Origin of the sequence: Corynebacterium sp. HMSC064E08, assembly GCF_001811805.1 — a bacterium.
Classification (GTDB): domain Bacteria; phylum Actinomycetota; class Actinomycetes; order Mycobacteriales; family Mycobacteriaceae; genus Corynebacterium; species Corynebacterium jeikeium_D.
The window spans coordinates 218,953-240,459 of the sequence record NZ_KV806693.1 but is presented as its reverse complement, the minus strand read 5'-3'; the positions used below and the strand labels follow the sequence as shown (position 1 = coordinate 240,459).

At 59.2% G+C, this 21,507-nt stretch carries 17 protein-coding genes; 5 read left to right on the top strand and 12 right to left on the bottom strand.

All coding sequences use genetic code 11. From position 1 onward, the window contains the following. The first annotated feature begins 97 nt into the window (after positions 1-97). A complete protein-coding gene (locus HMPREF2820_RS02630) occupies positions 98-430 on the top strand; it encodes an ArsR/SmtB family transcription factor (RefSeq protein WP_048734120.1) in 333 nt (110 codons plus the stop codon). 60 nt (positions 431-490) lie between these two features. Here HMPREF2820_RS02630 and meaB read toward each other — a convergent pair whose 3' ends face one another. From meaB to HMPREF2820_RS02615, 3 genes are all read right to left on the bottom strand, one after another. Further along, positions 491-1,603, bottom strand: coding sequence for a methylmalonyl Co-A mutase-associated GTPase MeaB (gene meaB, locus HMPREF2820_RS02625; protein WP_048734122.1), 1,113 nt, complete (start codon positions 1,601-1,603; stop codon positions 491-493). Positions 1,604-1,669: 66 nt separating this feature from the next. Then, entirely contained in the window at positions 1,670-3,889 is a 2,220-nt protein-coding gene (gene scpA / locus HMPREF2820_RS02620; protein WP_005510731.1) for a methylmalonyl-CoA mutase, read from the bottom strand. An 8-nt stretch (positions 3,890-3,897) separates the two neighbouring features. After that, complete coding sequence (locus HMPREF2820_RS02615; protein WP_048734125.1) at positions 3,898-5,790, bottom strand: methylmalonyl-CoA mutase family protein; 1,893 nt, start codon at positions 5,788-5,790, stop codon at positions 3,898-3,900. A gap of 386 nt (positions 5,791-6,176) precedes the next feature. On the opposite strand from HMPREF2820_RS02615, the gene HMPREF2820_RS02610 reads away from it, so the two are divergent. Beyond that, entirely contained in the window at positions 6,177-6,848 is a 672-nt protein-coding gene (locus HMPREF2820_RS02610) for a TVP38/TMEM64 family protein (protein WP_052317814.1), read from the top strand. Positions 6,849-6,976: 128 nt separating this feature from the next. Beyond that, positions 6,977-7,549, top strand: coding sequence for a hypothetical protein (locus HMPREF2820_RS02605; protein ID WP_048734127.1), 573 nt, complete (start codon positions 6,977-6,979; stop codon positions 7,547-7,549). Between the two features lie 4 nt (positions 7,550-7,553). Here the strand turns inward: HMPREF2820_RS02605 and HMPREF2820_RS02600 are convergent, their stop codons facing one another. From HMPREF2820_RS02600 to HMPREF2820_RS02590, 3 genes are all read right to left on the bottom strand, one after another. Beyond that, complete coding sequence (locus HMPREF2820_RS02600; protein ID WP_048734130.1) at positions 7,554-8,954, bottom strand: SPFH domain-containing protein; 1,401 nt, start codon at positions 8,952-8,954, stop codon at positions 7,554-7,556. Between the two features lie 91 nt (positions 8,955-9,045). Beyond that, a complete protein-coding gene (locus HMPREF2820_RS02595; protein WP_070602619.1) occupies positions 9,046-9,483 on the bottom strand; it encodes an NfeD family protein in 438 nt (145 codons plus the stop codon). A gap of 60 nt (positions 9,484-9,543) precedes the next feature. Continuing rightward, on the bottom strand, positions 9,544-10,398 hold the full coding sequence (locus HMPREF2820_RS02590; protein ID WP_049170585.1) for a DUF3097 domain-containing protein: 855 nt from the start codon (positions 10,396-10,398) through the stop codon (positions 9,544-9,546). A gap of 65 nt (positions 10,399-10,463) precedes the next feature. On the opposite strand from HMPREF2820_RS02590, the gene HMPREF2820_RS02585 reads away from it, so the two are divergent. Continuing rightward, positions 10,464-11,321, top strand: a complete 858-nt coding sequence (locus HMPREF2820_RS02585; protein ID WP_016422771.1) for a hypothetical protein — start codon at positions 10,464-10,466, stop codon at positions 11,319-11,321. Positions 11,322-11,361: 40 nt separating this feature from the next. On the opposite strand, the gene HMPREF2820_RS02580 is transcribed toward HMPREF2820_RS02585, so the two are convergent. The 6 genes from HMPREF2820_RS02580 to HMPREF2820_RS02555 form a co-directional block, all read right to left on the bottom strand. Then, entirely contained in the window at positions 11,362-12,420 is a 1,059-nt protein-coding gene (locus HMPREF2820_RS02580) for a ferrochelatase (protein WP_049170588.1), read from the bottom strand. A 119-nt stretch (positions 12,421-12,539) separates the two neighbouring features. Next, positions 12,540-13,532, bottom strand: a complete 993-nt coding sequence (locus HMPREF2820_RS02575; protein ID WP_070438445.1) for a VWA domain-containing protein — start codon at positions 13,530-13,532, stop codon at positions 12,540-12,542. A 115-nt stretch (positions 13,533-13,647) separates the two neighbouring features. Beyond that, positions 13,648-14,496, bottom strand: coding sequence for a DUF58 domain-containing protein (locus HMPREF2820_RS02570; protein ID WP_070602615.1), 849 nt, complete (start codon positions 14,494-14,496; stop codon positions 13,648-13,650). Next, entirely contained in the window at positions 14,496-15,500 is a 1,005-nt protein-coding gene (locus HMPREF2820_RS02565; protein ID WP_016422767.1) for an AAA family ATPase, read from the bottom strand. The genes HMPREF2820_RS02570 and HMPREF2820_RS02565 overlap by 1 nt, the downstream gene beginning before the upstream one ends. A 54-nt stretch (positions 15,501-15,554) precedes the next feature. Further along, complete coding sequence (locus HMPREF2820_RS02560; protein WP_070602613.1) at positions 15,555-17,156, bottom strand: DIP1281 family NlpC/P60 protein; 1,602 nt, start codon at positions 17,154-17,156, stop codon at positions 15,555-15,557. A gap of 631 nt (positions 17,157-17,787) precedes the next feature. Beyond that, complete coding sequence (locus tag HMPREF2820_RS02555; RefSeq protein WP_048734147.1) at positions 17,788-18,297, bottom strand: Rv1476 family membrane protein; 510 nt, start codon at positions 18,295-18,297, stop codon at positions 17,788-17,790. A gap of 367 nt (positions 18,298-18,664) precedes the next feature. Between HMPREF2820_RS02555 and acnA the strand changes: the two genes are divergently transcribed. Then, the gene (gene acnA, locus HMPREF2820_RS02550; protein WP_083308408.1) at positions 18,665-21,451 is read left to right on the top strand and encodes an aconitate hydratase AcnA; all 2,787 of its coding nucleotides are present in this window, start codon (positions 18,665-18,667) and stop codon (positions 21,449-21,451) included. Positions 21,452-21,507 lie beyond the last annotated feature (56 nt).

The following is a 21,507-nucleotide window of genomic DNA, read 5'->3' as shown; positions in this document are numbered from 1 at the left end:
TCTGAAATTGAATACTGGTATCAATACGTAGTAAGGTTCAACTCATTGAACATCGCAAGCGTTTGGCATGTCGACTTCGAAAGGACTACCCCTCCAAATGACTGAGAAGGCTCCTACGAGCACCGAGTTCGACGTTGCCACTAACGTACTGAAGTTGATGGCCGACAAGACGCGTCTCTCGATCCTGTCGCTCCTCCGTGACGGGGAGATGACCGTCACCGCCATCGCTAGCGCGCTCGATCGCCCCGTCCCCGCGATTTCTCAGCACCTGGCGAAGTTGCGCATGGCCAATATGGTGCAGACCCGCAAGGAGGGCACGTCTAGCTTCTACTCTCAGCCCGACGAGCACCTTACCAACCTCGTGGTCAACGCTCTCCACTTCGCCGAACACACGCTCTACAGCGATCCGCCCCATCACCGCGGTCAGTAGGCGCACACGGATACGCCCGCTTTACTCGCTTTACGACGAAAACCCCGCGCCTTTCTGAACCTAGTTGGCGAGCCCGGCGTTCGATGCCCTTCCCTGGTCAAATGCCTCCATGATGCGCTGGGCGGCGAGCGTCGGTGTGAGCAGCCCCGAGCGGAGTTGTTTTTCCACCAGGGTGCTCTCTGTCTGCACAGCCTCGTTGGTGTTGAGCCGCTGCAAGAGCGTCTCGTGAACCATGGACCACATCCACTTAATCTGCTGGTTAGCGCGGTTTTCATCAAAGAGATGATTCTCGTGCATAGCCTCGACATGGTCTTCGATGGCTTGCCAGAACTTGTCGATGCCGTCGTCCTCCAATGCCGACATAGTCAGTACCGGTGGCGTCCAGACTTGGTCTGAGGAACGAACCATCTTCATGGCCGTCATCAGATCACGCGCAGCGCGCTTTGCCGGGCGCAAGTTCTTACCATCCGCCTTGTTGATAGAAATCACGTCGGCCATCTCCAGCACACCCTTCTTGATGCCCTGGAGCTGGTCACCAGCGCCGGCGAGTGCCAGAAACGCAAACGTATCCACCATCTGGGCCACCGCGACCTCGGACTGACCGACGCCGACAGTTTCGACGATGACAATGTCGTAGCCTGCGGCCTCGAGCACCACCATGGCCTCACGCGTTGCCTTGGCGACACCACCGAGTGTGCCCGCAGAGGGCGACGGACGAATGAAGGCTTCATCCGCGGCCGAGAGTCGGGACATACGGGTCTTGTCGCCCAGAATCGAACCACCGGACTTCGTCGACGACGGGTCGATGGCCAGCACTGCAACGCGGTGGCCCTCCTCGATCAGCTTCAGTCCGAGGGTTTCAATCGTGGTTGATTTACCGACGCCGGGGACGCCGGTAAGGCCGACACGCATGGCCTTGCCGGAAAATGGCAGCAACTTCACCAGTAGTTCCTGAGCCAGCACCTTATGCGCCGGAGCAGTCGACTCCAGCAGCGTGATTGCCCGGGCCAACTTAGTGCGGTTTCCAGCCCGCACGCCCTCAAAGAGGTCGTCGACATCGATCCGTCGTCGCGCACGGCGGACGACTTCGGGGGCTACAGCGGTCTTTCCCTCAACGACCGTGCCAGCGGTAGTGACGAGGGTGCCCAGGTTTTCTTCAAGATACTCGTTCATCGCTACTTCTCAATTCCGACAACGCGCTGAGCTGAACAGTCAGCCCAGCGCGGATGCGGTAGTTATTTAGGACTCTTCGTCAACGGCAAGGTCGAGGCCCAGCTCGTTAGAGAGCTTGGTCATCATGTCGATTGCCGAATCAGCGATGACAGTGCCCGGCGGGTAAATAGCCGCGGCGCCGGCATCGTAGAGTTCCTGGAAGTCGCCCGGTGGGATAACACCACCGACAACAATCATGATGTCCTCACGACCCAGTTTTGCCAGCTCATCGCGCAGGGCAGGAACGAGCGTCAGGTGTCCGGCGGCCAGCGAAGAAACACCGACGACGTGGACATCCGAGTCGACTGCCGACTTGGCGGCCTCCTCCGGAGTTTGGAACAGCGGTCCCACGTCAACGTCCATGCCGAGGTCCGCGTAGGCGGACGCGATGACCTTCTGGCCACGGTCGTGACCATCCTGGCCCATCTTGGCCAGGAAGATACGGGGACGGCGACCTTCCTGCTCTTCGAACTTATCGGCCATGGCGATGGCCTTGGAGACGTTGGACACGGCTCCCTCCTTGCCAACTTCGTCCTTGTAGACGCCGGAGAGAGTACGGATCTCGGCCTGATGGCGGCCAAAGACCTCTTCCATGGCGTCGGAGATTTCACCGATGGAGGCCATGGCGCGAGCACAGTCGACAGCGAGCTTCAAAAGGTTCTTGTCCAGGTCCCCCGGTTCACCCGGGTTACGGCAAGCGTCGGTCAGAGCGGCCAGTGCCTTCTGAACCTCTTCCTCGTCGCGCTCGGCGCGCAGGCGAGCCAGCTTGTCAATCTGCTCCTGGCGCACGCGGGAGTTCTCAACCTTGAGAACCTCGATGGCCTCGTCCTCTTCGACCTGGTACTTATTCACGCCGATGAGAGCCTGACGACCCGAGTCAATACGGGCCTGCGTACGAGCTGCAGCCTCTTCAATACGCAGCTTCGGAATGCCCTCGATGGTGGCCTGTGCCATACCGCCGGCCTCTTCGACCTCGTCGATGTGCTGGCGTGCACGCTTGACCAGCTCATTAGTCAGCCACTCGATGTAGTAGGAACCAGCCCACGGATCAACCGGACGCGTGGTGTTGGACTCCTGCTGAAGCAGCAGCTGAGTGTTACGAGCAATACGGGCTGAGAAGTCAGTCGGCAGTGCCAGAGCCTCGTCCAGTGCGTTGGTGTGCAGCGACTGGGTGTGGCCCTGTGTTGCGGCCATAGCCTCAACAGCAGTACGCGCGACGTTGTTGTAGACATCCTGAGCGGTCAGCGACCAACCAGAGGTCTGCGAGTGAGTACGCAGGGACTGGGACTTCGGGTTCTTCGGGCCAAACTTGCCAACCAGCTCGGACCAGAGGATGCGGCCTGCACGCAGCTTGGCGATCTCGGTGAAGGTGTTCATCGAGATGCCCCAGAAGAAGGACAGACGCGGAGCGAACTTATCAACTTCCAGGCCAGCGTCAATACCGGCCCGCAGGTACTCGATGCCGTCGGCAAGCGTGTAAGCGAGCTCAAGGTCGGCCGTCGCGCCCGCTTCCTGAATGTGGTAGCCGGAAATCGAAATCGAGTTGAACTTCGGCATCTTTGCCGAGGTGTACTCGAAGATCGAGGAGATGATTCGCATCGAAGGCTTCGGCGGGTAGATGTACGTGTTACGAACCATGAACTCCTTGAGAATGTCGTTCTGGATCGTACCGCGCAGCTGCTCGGTCGAAACGCCCTGCTCTTCAGCGGTGACAATGTAGAAGGCCAGAATCGGCAGCACAGCGCCGTTCATGGTCATAGACACCGAGACGCCGCCCAGGTCAATGCCCTGGAAGAGCTCACGCATGTCGTAAATCGAGTCAATTGCCACGCCGGCCATACCGACGTCGCCGGACACACGCGGGTTGTCCGAGTCGTAGCCACGGTGGGTAGCCAGGTCGAAAGCGACCGAAAGGCCCTTCTGGCCGGCCGCGAGGTTGCGGCGGTAGAAGGCATTGGACTCAGCTGCGGTGGAGAAGCCAGCGTACTGGCGAATAGTCCACGGTTGGTTGGTGTACATGGTCGGGTACGGCCCGCGCATGAATGGGGCGATACCCGGGAAAGAATCTACCGGGTGGCCCTCGGCAGCAGCGGCGTCGCGGTCAGCGCGATCGTAGACGCGCTTGACATCGATGCCCTCTGGAATGGTCCACACTTCACCAGCTTCCGCGGCAGCTGCCTTGTTGGTGGCAGCGGCTGCGTCGTCGGTGTTGCGGGAGATGTCAGCGAAATTTGGGATGGTGGTCATTACTTCCTTCACGCTCCCAGTTCGTTCAGCAGTCGGGACAGCTCCGCGACAGCATCGATGGTCATGTTCAGGTATCCGTCGGGGCGAGCGTCCTCAGCGGCATTGGCGAAGCTCTTCTCGGAGCCGGCCACCAAGACCTCCTTAGCGCCGGCGGCGCGGGCGGCCTTGACAGCGTCCTGGCCCGAGGCCTCGTACTCGCTGTCGGCTGCGCACAGCACGACAATCGGAGAGGCCTTCACTGCCTCTTCGAAACCTGCCTCGCCCGGCACAACCTGGCCGGGGTTGGCGACGGCGATACCGCCGGAAGCCAGCAGGTTGGAGGTAAAACCAGTGCGGATGTTGTGCTTGGCCAGCGGACCCAGCGGCAGCATGGCAATCAGCGGACGGTTGCCCTTTTCAGCCAGGAAGTCATCGGAGCGGTTGCGCAGCGCCTCGAAGTCGCTGGCCCAACGGCGAATCGGGTCGCCCTCCGGGCGGGCCTCAGGAGCCAGTGGGGCCTCAGCCAGGTTCGGGAACTCGTTGATGGCGGTGACCTTGGTGCGGCGGTGTGCGATGTCGGCGCGGCGCTTTTCCCAGGTAGCGTCCAGGGCGGCGCGAATATCGGCCTCCGCGGAGGCGAAACCGCCGCCGGCCTCAGTGCCGGTAAAGATCTCCCATGCCTTGTCGGCCATTTCTTCGGTCAGGTCTTCGACGAAGTAGGAGCCACCTGCTGGGTCGGCGACGTAACCAAGGTGAGACTCTTCCAGCAGCAACAGATTGGTGTTGCGAGCGATGCGAGCCTTGAAAGTCTTGGAGACGTTCGGCATGCCGCCGACAACTGCGTAATCAAACGGCAGAACCTCAACTGAGGAGGCACCGCCGACACCTGCGGCGAAGGAGGCGACAGTCACACGCAGCATGTTGACCCACGGATCGCGCTGGCTGAACATGACCGGGGCTGTCACGGCGTGCATCGGAGCGCGGCCAGCTTCAGGGGCGCCGATAACCTCAGCAACGCGGGCCCAGAGAACGCGAGCGGCGCGGAACTTCGCAATGGTGTCGAACTGGTCGTCGGTAGCGGCAAAGCGGAAAGCGATCTGGCCGAGGGCTTCTTCAGCGCTCAAGCCCGCGTCGGTCAGCGCACGCAAGTAGGCGACACCAACGGCGAGACTGTAGCCAATCTCCTGGATGTTGTTTGCACCCAGGTTGGAGAAAACAACGCCGTCGACAAGCAGGGCACGGACGTCGCCCGGCTGCTTAGCCGCCTTGACGGCCAGCTGCGTGGCCTCGTCGAGAGAAATATCGTCAATACCGGCAAAAGCGGAGGTCAGCGGAGCCGCGGAAAGCTCGACTGCGACGGCGTCCGGATTAGTCGGGTTTGCCTGCTCGATGTAGGACGTCAGTGCTTCCGCAACCTGCGCAGTCTTCTTACCGGCATGCACGGCAATCGGAGCAAGGTCGACGTAGACGTTGTTGAGCAGAGCCGGCACATCAGCGGCTTCGAGGGAGCCGGTGAAGTCCAGGCGGATGTCCGTGGTGCCGTTTTCCAGTGCAGTCAGCAGAGTCTCGTTGACGGCCTTTGGGTCAAGTGCATCCTCACCTGGGTACTGGCGACCGAAGGTTTCCCGAACGCCCCAACCGTTGGTGTTGTCCGAAGTGACCTTTGCGCCACGGACGAATGGGAACTGGCCCGGAGCTGGGCTTTCCGCGAGCTCGTCCGCGCGGGTGTAGAGCGGGCGAACATCGACACCGTCATAGGTGGTCTGAATCAGTCGTTTCCAAATATCGAGCGGTACATCTGCAACGTCTTGCTTGTGCACCCGCGCGAATACCTTGGCCACGCCCTGATACCAGGAATTCTGCAATTCCTCGAAGTTTGGTGGCAGCGTGGAAGGTGATTCGGGGGTCGTTCGGTCAGTCACGACAGACCTTCTCCCTTACATGTTCTAAGCAACGCCTCTATCAATCCATAACCGAGGAAATTCGGCTGCGACAATTTCCGAATTCTCCGCGACGGAAAGGGATTTAAAGGCGTTGGCTTCCTCCAATAGTCAATAAGAGCCACTAGTCAGACGCTAAGACTCACCCGAGTGTCCATGCACTGAACTTTTCAGCTATTTGTGCAATACCCTTACGTTCGGTTTTGTGCTGACGGGCACGTCAAGTGCTCGAGCCAAGGCATAGTGACCTTGATTCCCATCCTAGTGAAATAATGGGCAAACGCCTTTAGCCGCTGACTAGCCCTCCTCGCAGAGCCTCCAACGCGCAGGTCACACGCTTCCCCGCAATCCCCGGTAACCTCAAATGGGTGAACGTATCCGATGTGCGAATTACCCCTACACTCAAAAAGGTTCTGCTGGTGCTAGCCGTAGGTGTGGGGGTCGTCGTCACGCTGTACGTCGATGTTCCCACGGTCGCTACCATCCGGCAGTGGTCCATCGATGCCGGTGACTGGTTCCCGCTCCTCTACTTCCTCGCATACGTTGCACTGACTCAGTTCCCAATCCCCCGCACCGTATTCACTTTGGCTTCCGGAATCCTCTTCGGGCCAGTGCTCGGTTTCCTGCTGGCAATTACTGCGACGACGGTTTCTGCCCTTCTCTCCCTATGCATTGTGCGGTTTTTGGGGCGCGATTGGTTTCGCACGCACCTGACCAACCGCCGTCTTCTCAGTCTCGACCATCGGTTGGAGCAACGCGGCTGGCTCACAGTGCTCAGCTTGCGCATGATTGCTGGCGTGCCATTTTCGTTTCTCAACTACGCCTGTGGGCTGTCGTCGATACGCATCGTGCCGTATATCATCGCCACTGCCCTAGGTTCGGCGCCGAACACACTCGCCGTCGTTCTGCTTGGCGACGCGCTGTTGGTCGGCTTCGACGTGCGCTTTGCGGTGGCCACGGGAATTCTGCTCGTGCTTGGTTTGCTGGGACTTCTTGCGGACGCCAAGTTCCCTGTCGTAACCGGTTCTTCGAAACGTTAAAACACCGCTTGGCGCTCTTGAGCTAGGCGTGAGTTTTTCGGCGAGCTGGTGTTGGTTGCCTGTGAGTTTGCGGAGCGAAGGAACGTGTCTTAGCCCAGCTGTCAAGGGGTGGGGCTAGACTAGAGCGTATGTACTCAGTCTTTGCCAGGTATCGCGGTCGATCTACTCGCAGGGCAGATCACGTTCAGGCCTCTGCGCAGGCACTTTCCGGCCTGGAAGGCGTAGGAACTGTTGAGGTTGCAGGTATCGAAGAGCTTCGCGCAGCTCCTGAAAATGCTGTGGGAGTCACCACGCTTGTGCTGGCGCTATTGGCCGCAGGTGACTGGGCGATAGGTATCGGTGTTTGTCCTCAGGACGACATTGAGCAAGCGCATCTGGCATCGAGCTCAGTCGTCGGTAAGGGAGGCAGGGCCGGCACGGTAAAAACCCGCATTCGGACTAACAATCCGCGTGGTAAGGATTACTCGGAGGATATTGGTGCAGCATTCACATTGCTGCACCACGTTATCTCTCGCAGGTCCCCCGAAGGCCGCGAGGCAACTGGTTTGGTTCGCGCTGGTTATTCACAGGTAGAGGCCGCGGAAGAATTGGGAGTTTCAAAGCAGGCCGTCAATCAGCGCCTCGCAGCAGCTGGCTGGCAGGCGGAGCTGGCCGGATGGAACCTGGCCGTCCACCTGCTTCAGCGAGCTGATGAGTTATAAAAGCTTACTGCCCATTTTCTGGGGCGTAAGGGTCACGTGACCATCCTGAAAAATCTGGACGCTCGGCGGAGTGTGTACCGCCGCCTGCATTGGTATTGCCGGTGCCAGGAGCCGAGGGCAGGTCACGTTTGCCGGAAGGAACTGACGGCGCAGCCGGTGTGGCCGGCGCAGCGGGCGCAGCCGGTGTCGCAGGTTCAACCGCTGCCGGGCCGTTCTGGCCACCCAACTGTTCAGGCTGAGCGGGCTGAGCCGAATCAGCGCGGCGATTCTTCTTCCTCTCAGGGGTATTACCAGCTGCTGCAGCTACCGGATCATCAACCGGGCGGTTAGCGACCTCGTTCGCCGCGGCAACTGCACGAGCCAACTCCGGATTAGTCGACATGTCGAACCAGTTCTCGTCGCGGCCCTGCTCAGCCTCTTCCTTGGTCTCTCGGCTCACGGCCGGAGGCTCATAGCGGAAGACACCGTCGGCATCCTTTTTGCCGAAAGCCCTAGCGAAGCTCTCGAGACTGTCGCCAAACTGCGACGGAATCATCCAAACAGTATTGCCGTCCTTATTTGCCAGCTCAGGCAGCTTCTCCAGGTACTGCCAGGCAAGAATCTCAGGTGTCAACTGTGAAGCCTTAACAGCTGCGTTGACCTTCTGGATAGCGCGAGCATTACCCTGTGCCTCAAGGTAGGTAGCGGCGCGAGTACCCTCAGCGCGCAGAATGGTTGCCTGACGCTCAGCTTCAGCAGCCAGAATTGCTGCGTGCTTGTTACCTTCGGCGGCGAGAATCTGTGCCTGCTTACGGCCCTCAGCAGTTTTAATGTCGGCTTCGCGGGTACCTTCCGCAGTCAGAATCATGGCGCGCTTCTCGCGATCGGCCTTCATCTGCTTTTCCATCGACTGCTGAATCGACGGTGGCGGCTCAATGGCCTTCAGCTCCACACGAGCGATACGAAGACCCCACTTGGCAGTGGCCTCGTCCAGCTCGCCGCGCAGACGGCGGTTGATGTAGTCACGGGAAGTCAGTGTCTCTTCCAGTGTCAGGCCACCCACGACGTCGCGAAGCGTTGCGGTGGTGATCTGTTCGACGCCGAAGATGTAGTCGTCGATACCGTAAATTGCCCGATCCGGTTCGTTGACCTGGAAGGTCACGACGGTATCGATAGCCACAGTCAGGTTGTCTTCGGTGATCACTGCCTGTGGCGGGAAGGTAACCATACGCTCACGGGTATCAACCTTCTCGCGCACTCGGTCAATGATCGGGATGATGAAGTTCAGGCCGCTGTTCAGTGTCTGCGTGTATCGTCCCAGTCGCTCTACGATTGCCGCTTCACCCTGAGGAACCAGGACAATCGCTTTGAGAACCAAGGTAACAACCACGAGAATGAAAACGACGAGGATGATAAAGCCTTCCATGAGATTCCCCCGTAGCTAGAAACTGTGTGGTCAGTTATTTAATGGTCAGTAACTAAGAGTGCTCCGAGCGCCCTTTAAGTGAGTTGACTGCTCAGAGCAGCTTGTCCACTACTGCGGTATTGCCCGAAATCTCTACAATCGTGACTCTTTCCTTCGCATCGAAGGTCTGCGCAGTCAGAAGACTGCGCGCGCTCCACAACTCGCCGTTGACCTTAATCAGACCCGCTGACGAAGAAACTGGCTCGATGACCTCAGCATGACGGCCCGCTAGCAGTTCCGGACGCGACTCCAGTTCGGCGGACTTGTCCGGTTTTGCCATCTTTTTGCGCAACACAGGGCGAACTGTCAGCACGAGTGCGGCGGACATAACGGCGAAGATAACCACTGACAGCCAAAGCGGCGCTCCAAGCTGGCTCGCACCGGACGCTGCCAGTGCACCACCTCCGAGCATTAACAGTGCTAAATCTCCGACTGCGAGTTCACCGAGAACCAGTAGGAGGCTTGCTCCGAGCCAAAGGAGAGGAATCACGCCCTCACCCTACCTACTTTGCAGAACAAATGTGGGGCGAGTGGAGCCAGTATTCCGGGGTCAGTACTGCATATGTGGCTCAGTGACGAAGTCGACCAGGCGCTCAACTGCGCCAATCAAATCTGACTCCAGATCACGGTAGGTGTGTACACCTGCGTAGACACGTCGCCAGCCCTCCTTGGGGTCGTCTCCCCAGCCCAAGCGACGGCAGATTCCTGTCTTCCAGTCCTCCCCGTAGGGAACTTCCGGCCATGCCTCGATGCCTACCGACGAGGGTTTGACCGCTTGCCAGACATCGATAAACGGGTGGCCTGTGACCATCACGTGCGGGCCGAGCTGCTGAGTCATGCGGCTTTCCTTACTGCCCTCCACCAAGTGGTCTGCCAGGACTCCGACGCGGCGCTTCGGACCCGGACCAAATTCGGCCAAGCGTTCTGGAAGGTTGTCCAAGCCCTCCAGATACTCCACGACTACGCCCTCAACACGCAGATCGTGGCCCCACACCTTCTCGACGATTGCCGCGTCATGAATACCCTCGACCCAGATACGGCTGGGGAGAGCAACCTTGGCCTTGACGTTGTGGACCTTGCGCGAGCCCGATGCCGACAGATCCTGCGAGGGCTTTTTGGGTTGTGCTTTCGGACGCACCAGAGTCACAGGTTTGCCGTCGATGAGAAAACCGCGCTCGTGCATGGGAAACAGCCGAGACTTGCCGTGGCGGCCCTCCAGCCGGACGCACCAGCCGTCGAAAGTTTTCTCCAACCCGATAATTGCACCGACGAATCCGTCATAGGACGCCTCGACGACAACACCATTTTCTGCTGTCACCTCGCGTGCCGGCTGTGGGATACGACGGCGGTGGCCACGTGCGCCAGCGAACACGTCCTGATTGCGGTACGGGTCTTGAAAGCTCATGGGTACTGAGATTAACAGCATCGGTTACGGGACCAACGACACGCTGCACTAGGATGAGCTGCACTATGCAGCGCAGTGTTCTCGACCAGGTCTGGAGTCCAACTCAGCACATCGCCCTTTGGCTGGGCGCGTGGTTGTCGGGTTTGGAAAACTACGATCATCTCCTCGACGCGCTAGACTCGCTCGGCGGACCCACGTCAGTTCCGGGGACGTTCGTGCTTGCCGACGCCACGGTTCCGAATGTCATCGATTGCGACGCTGATCTCGATCGAAGCGACATGCTCCGCCTTCTTCGAGCGGTTACTGAAGCGGGAGATTGGCACAGTGACCACCGTCCCCTCGTCCGCCTCATTCTCTCCGGGCCCGGTGATGCACCTGCACTGCCTGCGGGAACCGACGCCGCTGAAGCTGCACGCGCAGCAGGCTCGGCCATTGTGATTGCGGATGCGGAGCCGGGCTGGAACCATGTGCTCATACCAGTGACAACGCCGGTGCCAGGCCTACCGCAGTGGCATTGGTACACACTGGAAGGCCACATTCCCGAGCCGGCCTATCTCTCCCCTGGCGAGGCGGATTTACAGCTGGCAGATGCGGCGCGGGTTGCGGCTGCCACGATTGCGGCGATGCCGCGTTCACCGCTGACGTCGTCAAGCAGTGGTGCCCCGAAAGTGGATCCCCGGCTGATGGTCGGCATGCTCGATGACCACCTGGACATGGCCTTTGTGCCGGATGATGTGCCACGCCGTGCACTGGGAGTGCTCGCCAGAGCTGATCGGGTGTCGTCGATTCTGGCGGTGGCACAGGGCAGCGAGTCGGGGCACGGCAGCGCCGCGTTTGATGCGCAGCTCATCCCGCTGTGGCGGAAGATTCGGCAGGCGCGGATGAGCGCGGTGGAATACGCGATTCAGGAGTGGACTCGCTAGGGATTTGCCTTGCCCCGCGGCCCCATTGCCGCCAAAGGAATCAGTGTGGGCGGCGCTTTGCCGGGGTACAACAGGATGCGGCGCAGGGGGCGCCGTTGCAGGCCGAGCCGAGTAGCGGTTCACTTCCCAGACGGCGGGGCTTGACATCTGCGATGCGCTCTTCGATGAGCTCCACGAGCATGTCGGTGAAAGTAGCCGTCGGACCAGGCGTTGCGACCCGCTCGATGACGATGTCGTGATGAGCCATTTCATCCTGAAGCTCAGCATCCAAATCCCAGGCGACCTCAACATGATCCGAGATGAAGCCAATCGGGCACACTATTGCGGATCGGAGGCCGTTGGCGACCTTCGCTTCAACGTGGTCGACGATGTCAGGCTCCAACCACGGCACGTGCTCCGGGCCAGAGCGGGACTGCCAGACGACGTCAAAGTCGGTGATACCCACTGCGTCGGCGACGAGCCGTGCTGCTTCGTTGACCTGGCGGGAGTAAAGATTTCCGCCGAGCTCTACCGGCCCGGATGCCTTGTCCGCAGAGACCGGAATAGAGTGAGCGGTGAAAATAAGCCGGGTGTCCTCACGGCGGTCATCCGGTAGCTTGGCAAACGCCTCACGCACTGCGTCTGCATAGGCTTTTATAAAGAGCGGATGATCGTAGAAGCTCCGGATTTTCTCCATGTCAAAAGCACGGTCGCCCAGAGATTCGCGCATCCGAGCAATGTCTTCGTGATACTGGCGGCAGCCGGAGTAGCCGCCCCAGGCGCTAGTGGCGAAAACGAGCGCTCGCTTAACACCGTCATCAGCCATCTTTGCCGCGGTGTCTTCAGCCATCGGATGCCAATTGCGATTGCCGAAATAAACAGGCAAGTCATAGCCACGGCGAGTGAGCTCAGCCTTAAGGTTGGAGACAATTTCGCGGTTTAAATCGTTGAGCGGGGACTTACCGCCAAAGTGCGCGTAGTGAGCACCGACTTCGTCCAACCTCTCCGGCGGAATTCCGCGGCCGCGGGTGACATTCTCCAGGAAGGGACGCACATCGGCCATCTTTTCGGGACCGCCGAAAGACAACAGCAAAATAGCGTCAAAATTATCAGAAGACATAGCTAATCATGTTAGTAGCGCAGTCTGAGGACTCCATAAGACGACTGCTCAATGCCCCCGGCGTCTCCTGCCAATCGGGTTCCATACAAATCGCTTTACGACGGCACCCTAACCCAGCCCTACTGCGGAATTCGACGATTGGTCACAAGCAGTGAGCCCACGGTCACTAGCAGCACCGTGAAGGCTGCAATCAGATAGGGCCTCGGATTCTCGGCCCGCTTGAGTTCGTAACCGATGTCATCTTCCAGTGAGCCATAGGCATCGCGGAGCTGCTCGAGGGAACCAGCGCTGAAGAACTCACCTTTTGTTCGACGGGCGATCTCTCGCAGCGAATCGTCGTCGTTAGGCACTGGAATCAATTCGCCCTGAACCGTGATTGCGCCTTGCGCGGTACCGAACGAAATCGTGTTGACAGGCACCCCGGTCTTGGCGGCTTCGGCGGCCGCGGTATACGCGCCGCGGGGATCGTCGAGCTCTTGTGGGACGGTCTGTTTGCCGTCGGAAAGCAGCACAATTGTCGCTGGCGGGGCGCCTTCTCCCCCGCCCTGAACCGAGTCGCTGAACTGATTGATGGCATCCAGCGCGGCAGCGATGGCATCACCGGTAGCAGTCGCCTGATCTAACTCAGCAGCCTGGAGCGCTCGATTCACGGTGTCATGGTTGGTAGTCGGGCTGACAGCAGTGCGAGCGCGACCAGAGAACGTCACCAGGCCGATATTGAGGTCGTCGGGAAGGTTCTCCACGAACTCTTGGCCGGCTTCTTTAGCGGCAGTGATGCGGTCGGGCGCAACATCTGTGGCCGACATGGACAGCGAAACGTCGACCACCAGCATGACCGTCGCTCGGTTGCGGGCGACTTTGGTCTCCGAAATCGGACCAGCTAATGAAATGATGACCAGAACAAGTGACAACAGCGCACTGATAGCTACGACATGGCGCAGGCGTGCCGACGACTTATTCCCCAGTGACCCAACGATGGTGAAGTTGCCAAAGGCAATGGCACGTTGCTTTCGCTGCTTAGTACTGATCCAATAGGCCACGGCTGCCACGAGAGGCAGAGCGAGCGCGAGCAGCCACCCTGGGTGCGCAAAAGTTGAGTTTAGGAACGTCATCGCGGTATCAGTTTCCTCACATCCAGTCGCCTAAACAGTCGCGTATAAACCAGTGGCTATAGCCGGTTAGTCGGTGGCCCAAAAGAGATAGCACTAACAAGCGGCTACTCAGACGCTAATGTTGGCCAATTTGTCGAGCAAAATCCAGTACCCAATCGGAATCCGTACGCAAGGTAATAACGCGAGCACGGCATTTGCGCAGTTCATTGATTACACGCTCGTGGTGGGCACGAGCCTGAGCTGCATACTCGGCGCGGGTCTTGTCGTTGATGTTGAGTTCAATGGTCTCGCCGGTAGCTGAATCCGCCATGACCACCGGGCCTTCGCCGGGTAAGGCTTCATCGGCTGGATCTACCAGGCGAATCGCCATAATCTCTGTCGAGGCCGAGGCAACGCGCAGCGGGCGCGCCCAATCGAGTGATCCAAGGAAATCCGAGATGACAACCAACAGCCCAGCGCGCGGAGCCTGAGTCATTACTGTGTCAATATCCGCTGCGAGGTTATGCTCAGCAGTCGCGTCAGCCAACTGCTTGAGCAGCATCAAGCTGTGGGCACGGCCCAGGCCCGCGGGCACTGGAGTGCCACCGGCGATTAATCCAGTTCGGGACCCCGGGGCGTCGTTAAGCATCGTTACTGCGCCGGCAGCGGCGGTGAGCAGATGTCGTTTGGTGGTATCGGCCAAGCCGGTGGACAGACGTGCGGCGGGTTCGGCTACAATCCAGCACTCCAGCTCGCGCTCGGCCTCGGAGGTGCGAACGTGCGGCACTCCAGTGCGGGCTGTCACTGCCCAGTTCATCTGGCGAACATCATCGCCGATAACATATTCGCGGGAGCCAACCGGCTCAGAGCCATCTCCAGTAGCGGTGGAGAGAAAGCTGCCGCGCAAAAGTCCGTTGAGCTTACGCGTAACAGTTAGCTCTAAGTACGCCAGGACGCGTGCAAGATCGTCTTCACGAGCTGACATTAGGAGGCAGTGCCCTCATCGGAGCCAGTGCTCGCGCCTTGGGGAAGGCGCACGTGAGACAACACGATGTCAATAATCCGTTCGGGAGTAACGCCATCGGCCAGGCCCTCATAGGAAAGGACCAAGCGATGACGCAGCACGTCGGGAAGCACGGAGACCACATCGTCCGGCACGACATAGTCGCGACCGGAAAACAGCGCGTGGGCGCGGGCAGCCGCGACAGCACCAAGAGTTGCACGCGGTGATGCGCCATAGGAAAGCCAGCGGTCGACATCCTTCAACTCCGCCCGCATCGGATTGCGGGTGAGTTCGATGACGGCCACGATGTAGTCAATCAGTGTGTGGTGGACAAAGACTTCGCGGGTAGCGCGCTGCAGTTCCCGAACACTCTCTGGGGTGAGAATCTGCTGCGCGACTGGAGGGGTGGCTCCCATGCGGTAGACAATCTCCCGCTCTTCCGCCGGAGTGGGGTAACCCACGAGGACCTTAAATAGGAAACGGTCCCGCTGGGCCTCCGGCAGTGGGTAGACACCCTGGTTTTCGATTGGGTTTTGCGTGGCCAGAACCAAAAACGGCTCCGGTACTGGCGTGGACTCCCCTGCGATGGACACCTGGTGCTCTGCCATGACTTCCAGCAGTGCCGACTGCACCTTCGCCGGTGCGCGGTTGATTTCATCAGCGAGCACGATATTTGACATGACCGGGCCGGGCTCGACAATGAACTCCGAGGTGTCCTGGCGGAAAATCCGGGTGCCGACAATATCTGATGGCACCAAATCCGGAGTGAACTGGATGCGGGAGTAGGACCCACCCATCACTGTGGCAAAAGTAGACACTGCCAGAGTTTTCGCAACACCCGGAACACCTTCGAGCAGGACATGACCTCCTGCGAGCATCGCGATGAAGAGCTGCTTAATCAGGTGCTCCTGGCCAACCACAACCTTCCCCAGCTCCGCGTATGCGCGCTCGAGGTCCGTGTGGTCAGTGGGCGTTGGGTAGGTCACAGAGAAACCCTTCTTTAGGTCGGTCGCCCGACCTGTAGAACACGTCGTTAGAAACTAGACGAGGCGGACAACGTTCGGTGTCATTCCGTTATAACGGACTGGCGAGATCTTAACCACAGAACCGGACTGCGGTGCCTCAATCATCTTGCCATCGCCCAGGTAGATAGCGACGTGGCCATGACCATTCGGGCCCCAGAACAGCAGGTCACCACGCTTCATCTGAGATGCCGGGTAGTGCTTTCCGCGCTGGTACTGGTAGCCGGTGTAGTGAGGCAGGTCAATGCCGACAGCGGCGTAGGCGTACAGAGTCAGGCCCGAGCAGTCGAAACCAATCTTGTTGTAGTCGCCGTGGGAGTCAGCTACTCCGCCGTCACGGATGCCCTTGGTCGGGCCGTTGGCGTTGCCACCGCCCCATGCGTATGGGACACCGAGCTGCCCCATCGCGCGTGCGATGACAGTCTCGACCTTCTGGCTGGAAGAACCCGAGGTGCTCTGACCGGTCTCCGGATTCGTCGGCGCCACAGTCTGTGCCGGGGTGCCGCTTGACGACGAGCTGCCGGTGCTAGACGAATCCGAGGTATCGGTGGACTCAGAGGAATCCGAAGATTCGGTCGTCTCAGAGGAACTGGTGGAGCCGGTGGAGCTGTCAGAGCCAGTGGAGCCGGTCGAGCTGCTCGAACCAGCCGAGTCGGTAGAGCTGTTAGAACCAGTGGAGCCAGTGGAGCCAGTGGTGCTAGAGCTTTCATCTGTGGACTCAGAAGAGGAATCCTCATCAGTCTGGTTCGACTGCGCCTCTGCGCGAGTCTTAGCTGCGGCTTCCTCAGCGGCCTTCTTGGCAGCGGCGTCTTCCGCTTCCTTGCGGGCCTGCTCGTTCTCATAATTCTGGCGCTGGGAGTTCAGCTCGTTGACCGCGTTTCGGGCTGCATCCAAAGATGCCTTTGCGGCATCGCGATCGACCTGAGCCTGCCGGTAATCAGCTTGCTCCTTCTGAAGCTCCTCGTTTGCCTCGGAGTACGCGTTCTGAGCATCGGTGTTTCGCTGATTTGCGGTGGCCTCCGCCTGCTGAGCCTCGTCACTCTTCTTGCGAAGCGTGGACTCCTGGTTAGCAGCCTCGGTGCGATTCTTATCCAGAGAGTCAACGGTCTGCTCTTGACGATCCGCTTCGCGACGCAAGGCGGACAGGCGGTTAATAGCCTCGGATGCATCTCGCGCACCCTCGAGAATCGAGCCACTGGAACGTCCCTGGCGCATGATGGTGCGGGCTAGCTCGTCGAACTGCTTCTGGGCACTAGCGAGCTCAGCGCGGGAACGGTCGAGTTGGGTTCGCGCCTCGTCGACCGCCTCGCGCGCACGGTTAGCGGCATCTCGAGCGTTCTCAAGGTCCACCATGGCCTTGTTGACATCCTCGCGGAGAGTGCCCATGCGTAGCTCGAGGTCAGATACCCGGCGCTCGCTGGAAGTTACCTCGGCGACCAGGGACTGCAAGTACGACTCGGCGTTAGAGGCCGCCTCACGCGCTTGACGGATCTGGGCGTCGCTCGGATTCAGTGGTTGTGCAGCTGCGACCTGAGTGTTCGTCGCCAGAAGACCCGCCGTGATAATACCGGCAATTGGACGAGTCCAATATGATGCACGGACTTTGCGATTACTCGGCACCGCGTTACTCCTACATTTCTCCTATGGGTGCGTTCACGCCTCAGAATCGACACCAGCGACTTCCCCATCGTTGGATATCTTCCCATTGTTGCCTCCAGGTCTTGAGTGGAACTTCGAAAAACGTCGAACCGAAACCAGAACCAAAAGCAACAGCGGCGCTCCCGCGAGTTTTCATTGGTCAATACTGGACCCTTGAGTCCACTATTGGCATCACGAAGCACTTTACGGGTCAAAAAGCTCTAAAAAAACATAAGTAACAAAATTACCAACTGTCCCCCACTTTGTAACTGTTTCGTTATATGCCGTGGCCTGCGGTTATAATGAGCCCCGGTTTTCTGTGTGAATTATGTCACTATGTGGTGACTTATCGGCGTGCCGGACTGCCGCGGACCTTTACCTGGGGTACCGGGCATAAGAAAAGGTCAAGCGCTCATGCTTGACCGTGGCGAAAATCGTTGACACGGTTACGGCGACTGCAACAGTGTTATCCAATTGAGATAGTGACTGAGTTCTCCACTGCTACCAGTTTTTGGGGCATTTACCCTGTCCCTTGCCGTGGGGTGGAAAACCCGGGGACGGTGAATGTATTCAGTGGGGCCGTTAACTCCAGCGTCCGTCGTAAAGCGAACTCTTAGGCGGTTGGGCGTGTGCGTAGCCAGTAGAACGTCAGCCCGACGAAGAGTGCGACGATAACGACGCCTGCGATGAGGCTGTAAAGAGTCCACGGGACGACGTAGTTAGTGAGCTCGTGCAAATAGGCATCGAGACCCGCCGGATAGTCTCGTGGAGTCTCCATCATTGCATGGTCGGCGCGTTCAATGGCTGCGCGGGGGAAATCGGCAGATGCGGTGGCCACATTGCCCGGTGTGCGCACGACAGTGGTGCCGCCGACTTGGTCCGCTACTTGGCGGGCAAAGGAAAAGATGTCGGTGTTCTTTTGTTCGGCGACGGGGTAAATCTTCTCGCTATCTAGGTAGATGATATTGAAATTGGGCACCCCCCGATTTGCTGCATCGTCGACAATTGGCTGGACCGCTTCTCGGAGCTGTGGGTTATTTGTCACGATGTTGTCGGTGCGTAGCTGAGCGACCACCTTCTCGACGGTTTCTTTCGCTGCCTGTGAATCTGCTGGCGTATGCATTAATTGCCTTCCGTATCGTGCTCCTGTTTTGCGTGAGAATGGTTTCCACGCGCCCCAATTTGGCGGAGATGCTGCTTCGTTTGTCCTATCTATAATGGCCTGCTCTGGATGTGAACGGGGGTAGCGTGACTCGGCGCGCCGCGAGCAATCTACATACAGAACGTTCGTACTGTTATTGTTGATGCAAGGACGGTAACGCTTCCTTAAAAACGTGTGTGTGGGCTCGTGTGCCCCGCGTCGTGATTATTGCTTTAATTGGTTGATAAGGGGCGGCGTGATCGCACCTATGCCTTGTGGAGAGCCGAAATTCGAGTGCCGGACTCTTCAGTTAAGGCGACAATTCACCCGAATAGAAATGGAGCTGACTGTGGCTGAAAGCAAGAACTCTTTCAACGCCCTGCGCAAGCTTGAGGTCGGAGACAAGTCTTATGACTACTTCGCTCTTGACGCCGTGCCGGGTATGGAGAAGCTGCCTTACTCGTTGAAGGTTCTCGGTGAGAACCTGCTGCGCAACGAAGATGGCGCCAACATCACTGAGGAGCACATCAAGGCTGTCGCCAACTGGGTTCCTTCGGCTGATCCGTCGATCGAGATTCAGTTCACCCCTGCTCGCGTTATTATGCAGGACTTCACCGGCGTCGCCTGTGTTGTTGACCTGGCTACCATGCGTGAGGCTGTTAAGACTCTCGGCGGCGACCCGGATCAGGTTAACCCGCTGAACCCGGCAGAGATGGTCATCGACCACTCGGTCATCATCGAGGCCTTCGGTAGCGAAGACGCTCTGGCTAAGAACGTCGAAATTGAGTACCAGCGCAATGATGAGCGCTACAAGTTCCTCCGTTGGGGTACTGGCGCATTCTCCAACTTCCGCGTTGTTCCTCCGGGAACCGGTATTGTCCACCAGGTCAACATCGAGTACCTGGCTCGCGTTGTCTTCGAGAACAACGGCCTGGCATACCCGGACACCTGTGTTGGTACTGACTCTCACACGACCATGCAGAACGGCCTGGGCATCCTGGGCTGGGGTGTCGGTGGTATTGAGGCTGAGGCCGCAATGCTTGGCCAGCCAATCTCCATGCTCATTCCGCGCGTCGTTGGCTTCAAGCTGACTGGCGACATTCAGCCGGGTGTTACCGCAACCGACGTTGTGCTCACCGTCACCGATATGCTGCGCCAGCACGGCGTCGTCGGCAAGTTCGTAGAGTTCTACGGCGCTGGCGTCTCCAAGCTGCCGCTGGCCAACCGTGCGACCATCGGTAACATGTCGCCAGAGTTCGGTTCCACCGCCGCAATCTTCCCGATCGACGATGAGACCGTCAAGTACCTGGCCCTGACTGGCCGTGACAAGGAGACCCTGGAGCGCGTCGAGGCTTACGCCAAGGCTCAGGGCATGTGGTTGGACGAGAACACTCCGGAGGCTGAGTACTCCGAGTACCTCGAGCTGGACCTGTCCACCGTCGTTCCGTCCATCGCTGGCCCGAAGCGCCCGCAGGACCGCATCGAGTTGGCTTCCGCCAAGGAGCAGTTCCGCAAGGACCTGCACAACTACTCCGACGGCGAGATTAAGGGCGCTGTCAAGGCTTCCGCACCGACCTCCGAGCTGGCCGCAGACTACAACGAGTCCCGCGAGGGCCACGGCGAGTCCGCCGCTAACGGCGCTGAAGGTCGCCCGAGCTCCCCGATTACCGTCACTTCCCCGAAGGGCGGCGAGTACACGCTCGACCACGGTATGGTCGCTATCGCTTCCATCACCTCTTGTACCAACACCTCCAACCCGTCGGTCATGATTGGTGCTGGTCTGTTGGCACGCAAGGCAGTCGAGAAGGGTCTGCAGGCTAAGCCGTGGGTCAAGACCATTTGTGCTCCGGGCTCCCAGGTTGTTAACGGCTACTTCAAGCGTGCTGACCTGTGGAAGGACCTCGAGGCTCTGGGCTTCTACCTGTCCGGCTTCGGTTGTGCAACCTGTATCGGTAACTCCGGTCCGCTGCCGGCTGAGATTTCCTCCGCCATCAACGAGGCCGACCTGGCTGCTACCGCGGTTCTGTCCGGTAACCGTAACTTCGAAGGCCGCATCTCCCCTGACGTGAAGATGAACTACCTGGCCTCCCCGATCCTGGTTATCGCCTACTCGATCGCCGGTACCATGGACTTCGACTTTGAAACCGACGCCCTGGGTCAGGACGCAGAGGGCAACGATGTCTTCCTGCGCGACATTTGGCCGTCCACCGAAGAGATCGAAGCAACCATCGAGGCCTCCATCTCTTCCGAGCTGTACGACGAGGACTACAAGGATGTCTTCGCTGGTGACGAGCGCTGGCAGAACCTGCCGACCCCGGAGGGCAAGACCTTCGCTTGGGACGACAAGTCCTCCTACATCCGCAAGGCACCGTACTTCGACGAGATGGAAATGGAGCCGGCACCGGTTTCCGACATCAAGGGCGCTCGCGTCCTTGCTGCCCTGGGTGACTCGGTGACTACCGACCACATCTCCCCGGCTTCCTCCATTAAGCCGGGCACCCCGGCTGCTCAGTACCTCGACTCCATGGGCGTTGAGCGCAAGGACTACAACTCCCTGGGTTCCCGTCGTGGTAACCACGAGGTCATGGTGCGCGGCACCTTCGCTAACATCCGCCTGCAGAACCAGCTGCTTGACGGTGTTACCGGTGGCTACACCCGCGACTTCACCCAGGAGGGTGGCCCGCAGGCCTTCATCTACGACGCTGCCATGAACTACAAGGAGGCTGGCACTCCGCTGGTCGTCGTTGGTGGTAAGGAATACGGCACCGGTTCCTCCCGTGACTGGGCAGCTAAGGGCACCCTGCTGCTGGGCGTCAAGGCTGTTATCGCTGAGTCCTTCGAGCGTATCCACCGCTCGAACCTCATCGGCATGGGCGTTGTTCCGCTGCAGTTCTCGGAGGGTGAGTCCTGGAAGTCCCTGGGTATCGATGGCACTGAGACCTTCGACATCGCTGGTCTGGAGGAGCTGAACAACGGCTCCATCCCGAAGACCGTCAAGGTTACGGTTACCAAGGAAAACGGCGAGTCCTTCGACTTCGACGCTGTGGTCCGCATCGATACCCCTGGTGAGGCTGACTACTACCGCCACGGCGGTATTCTGCAGTACGTCCTGCGCAACATGATCAAGGGCAACTAGTTTCCCTTTGACTCGTGCGCGCTAGGGCTTGTTACAAGCAGCGCTTCTAGAGGCCG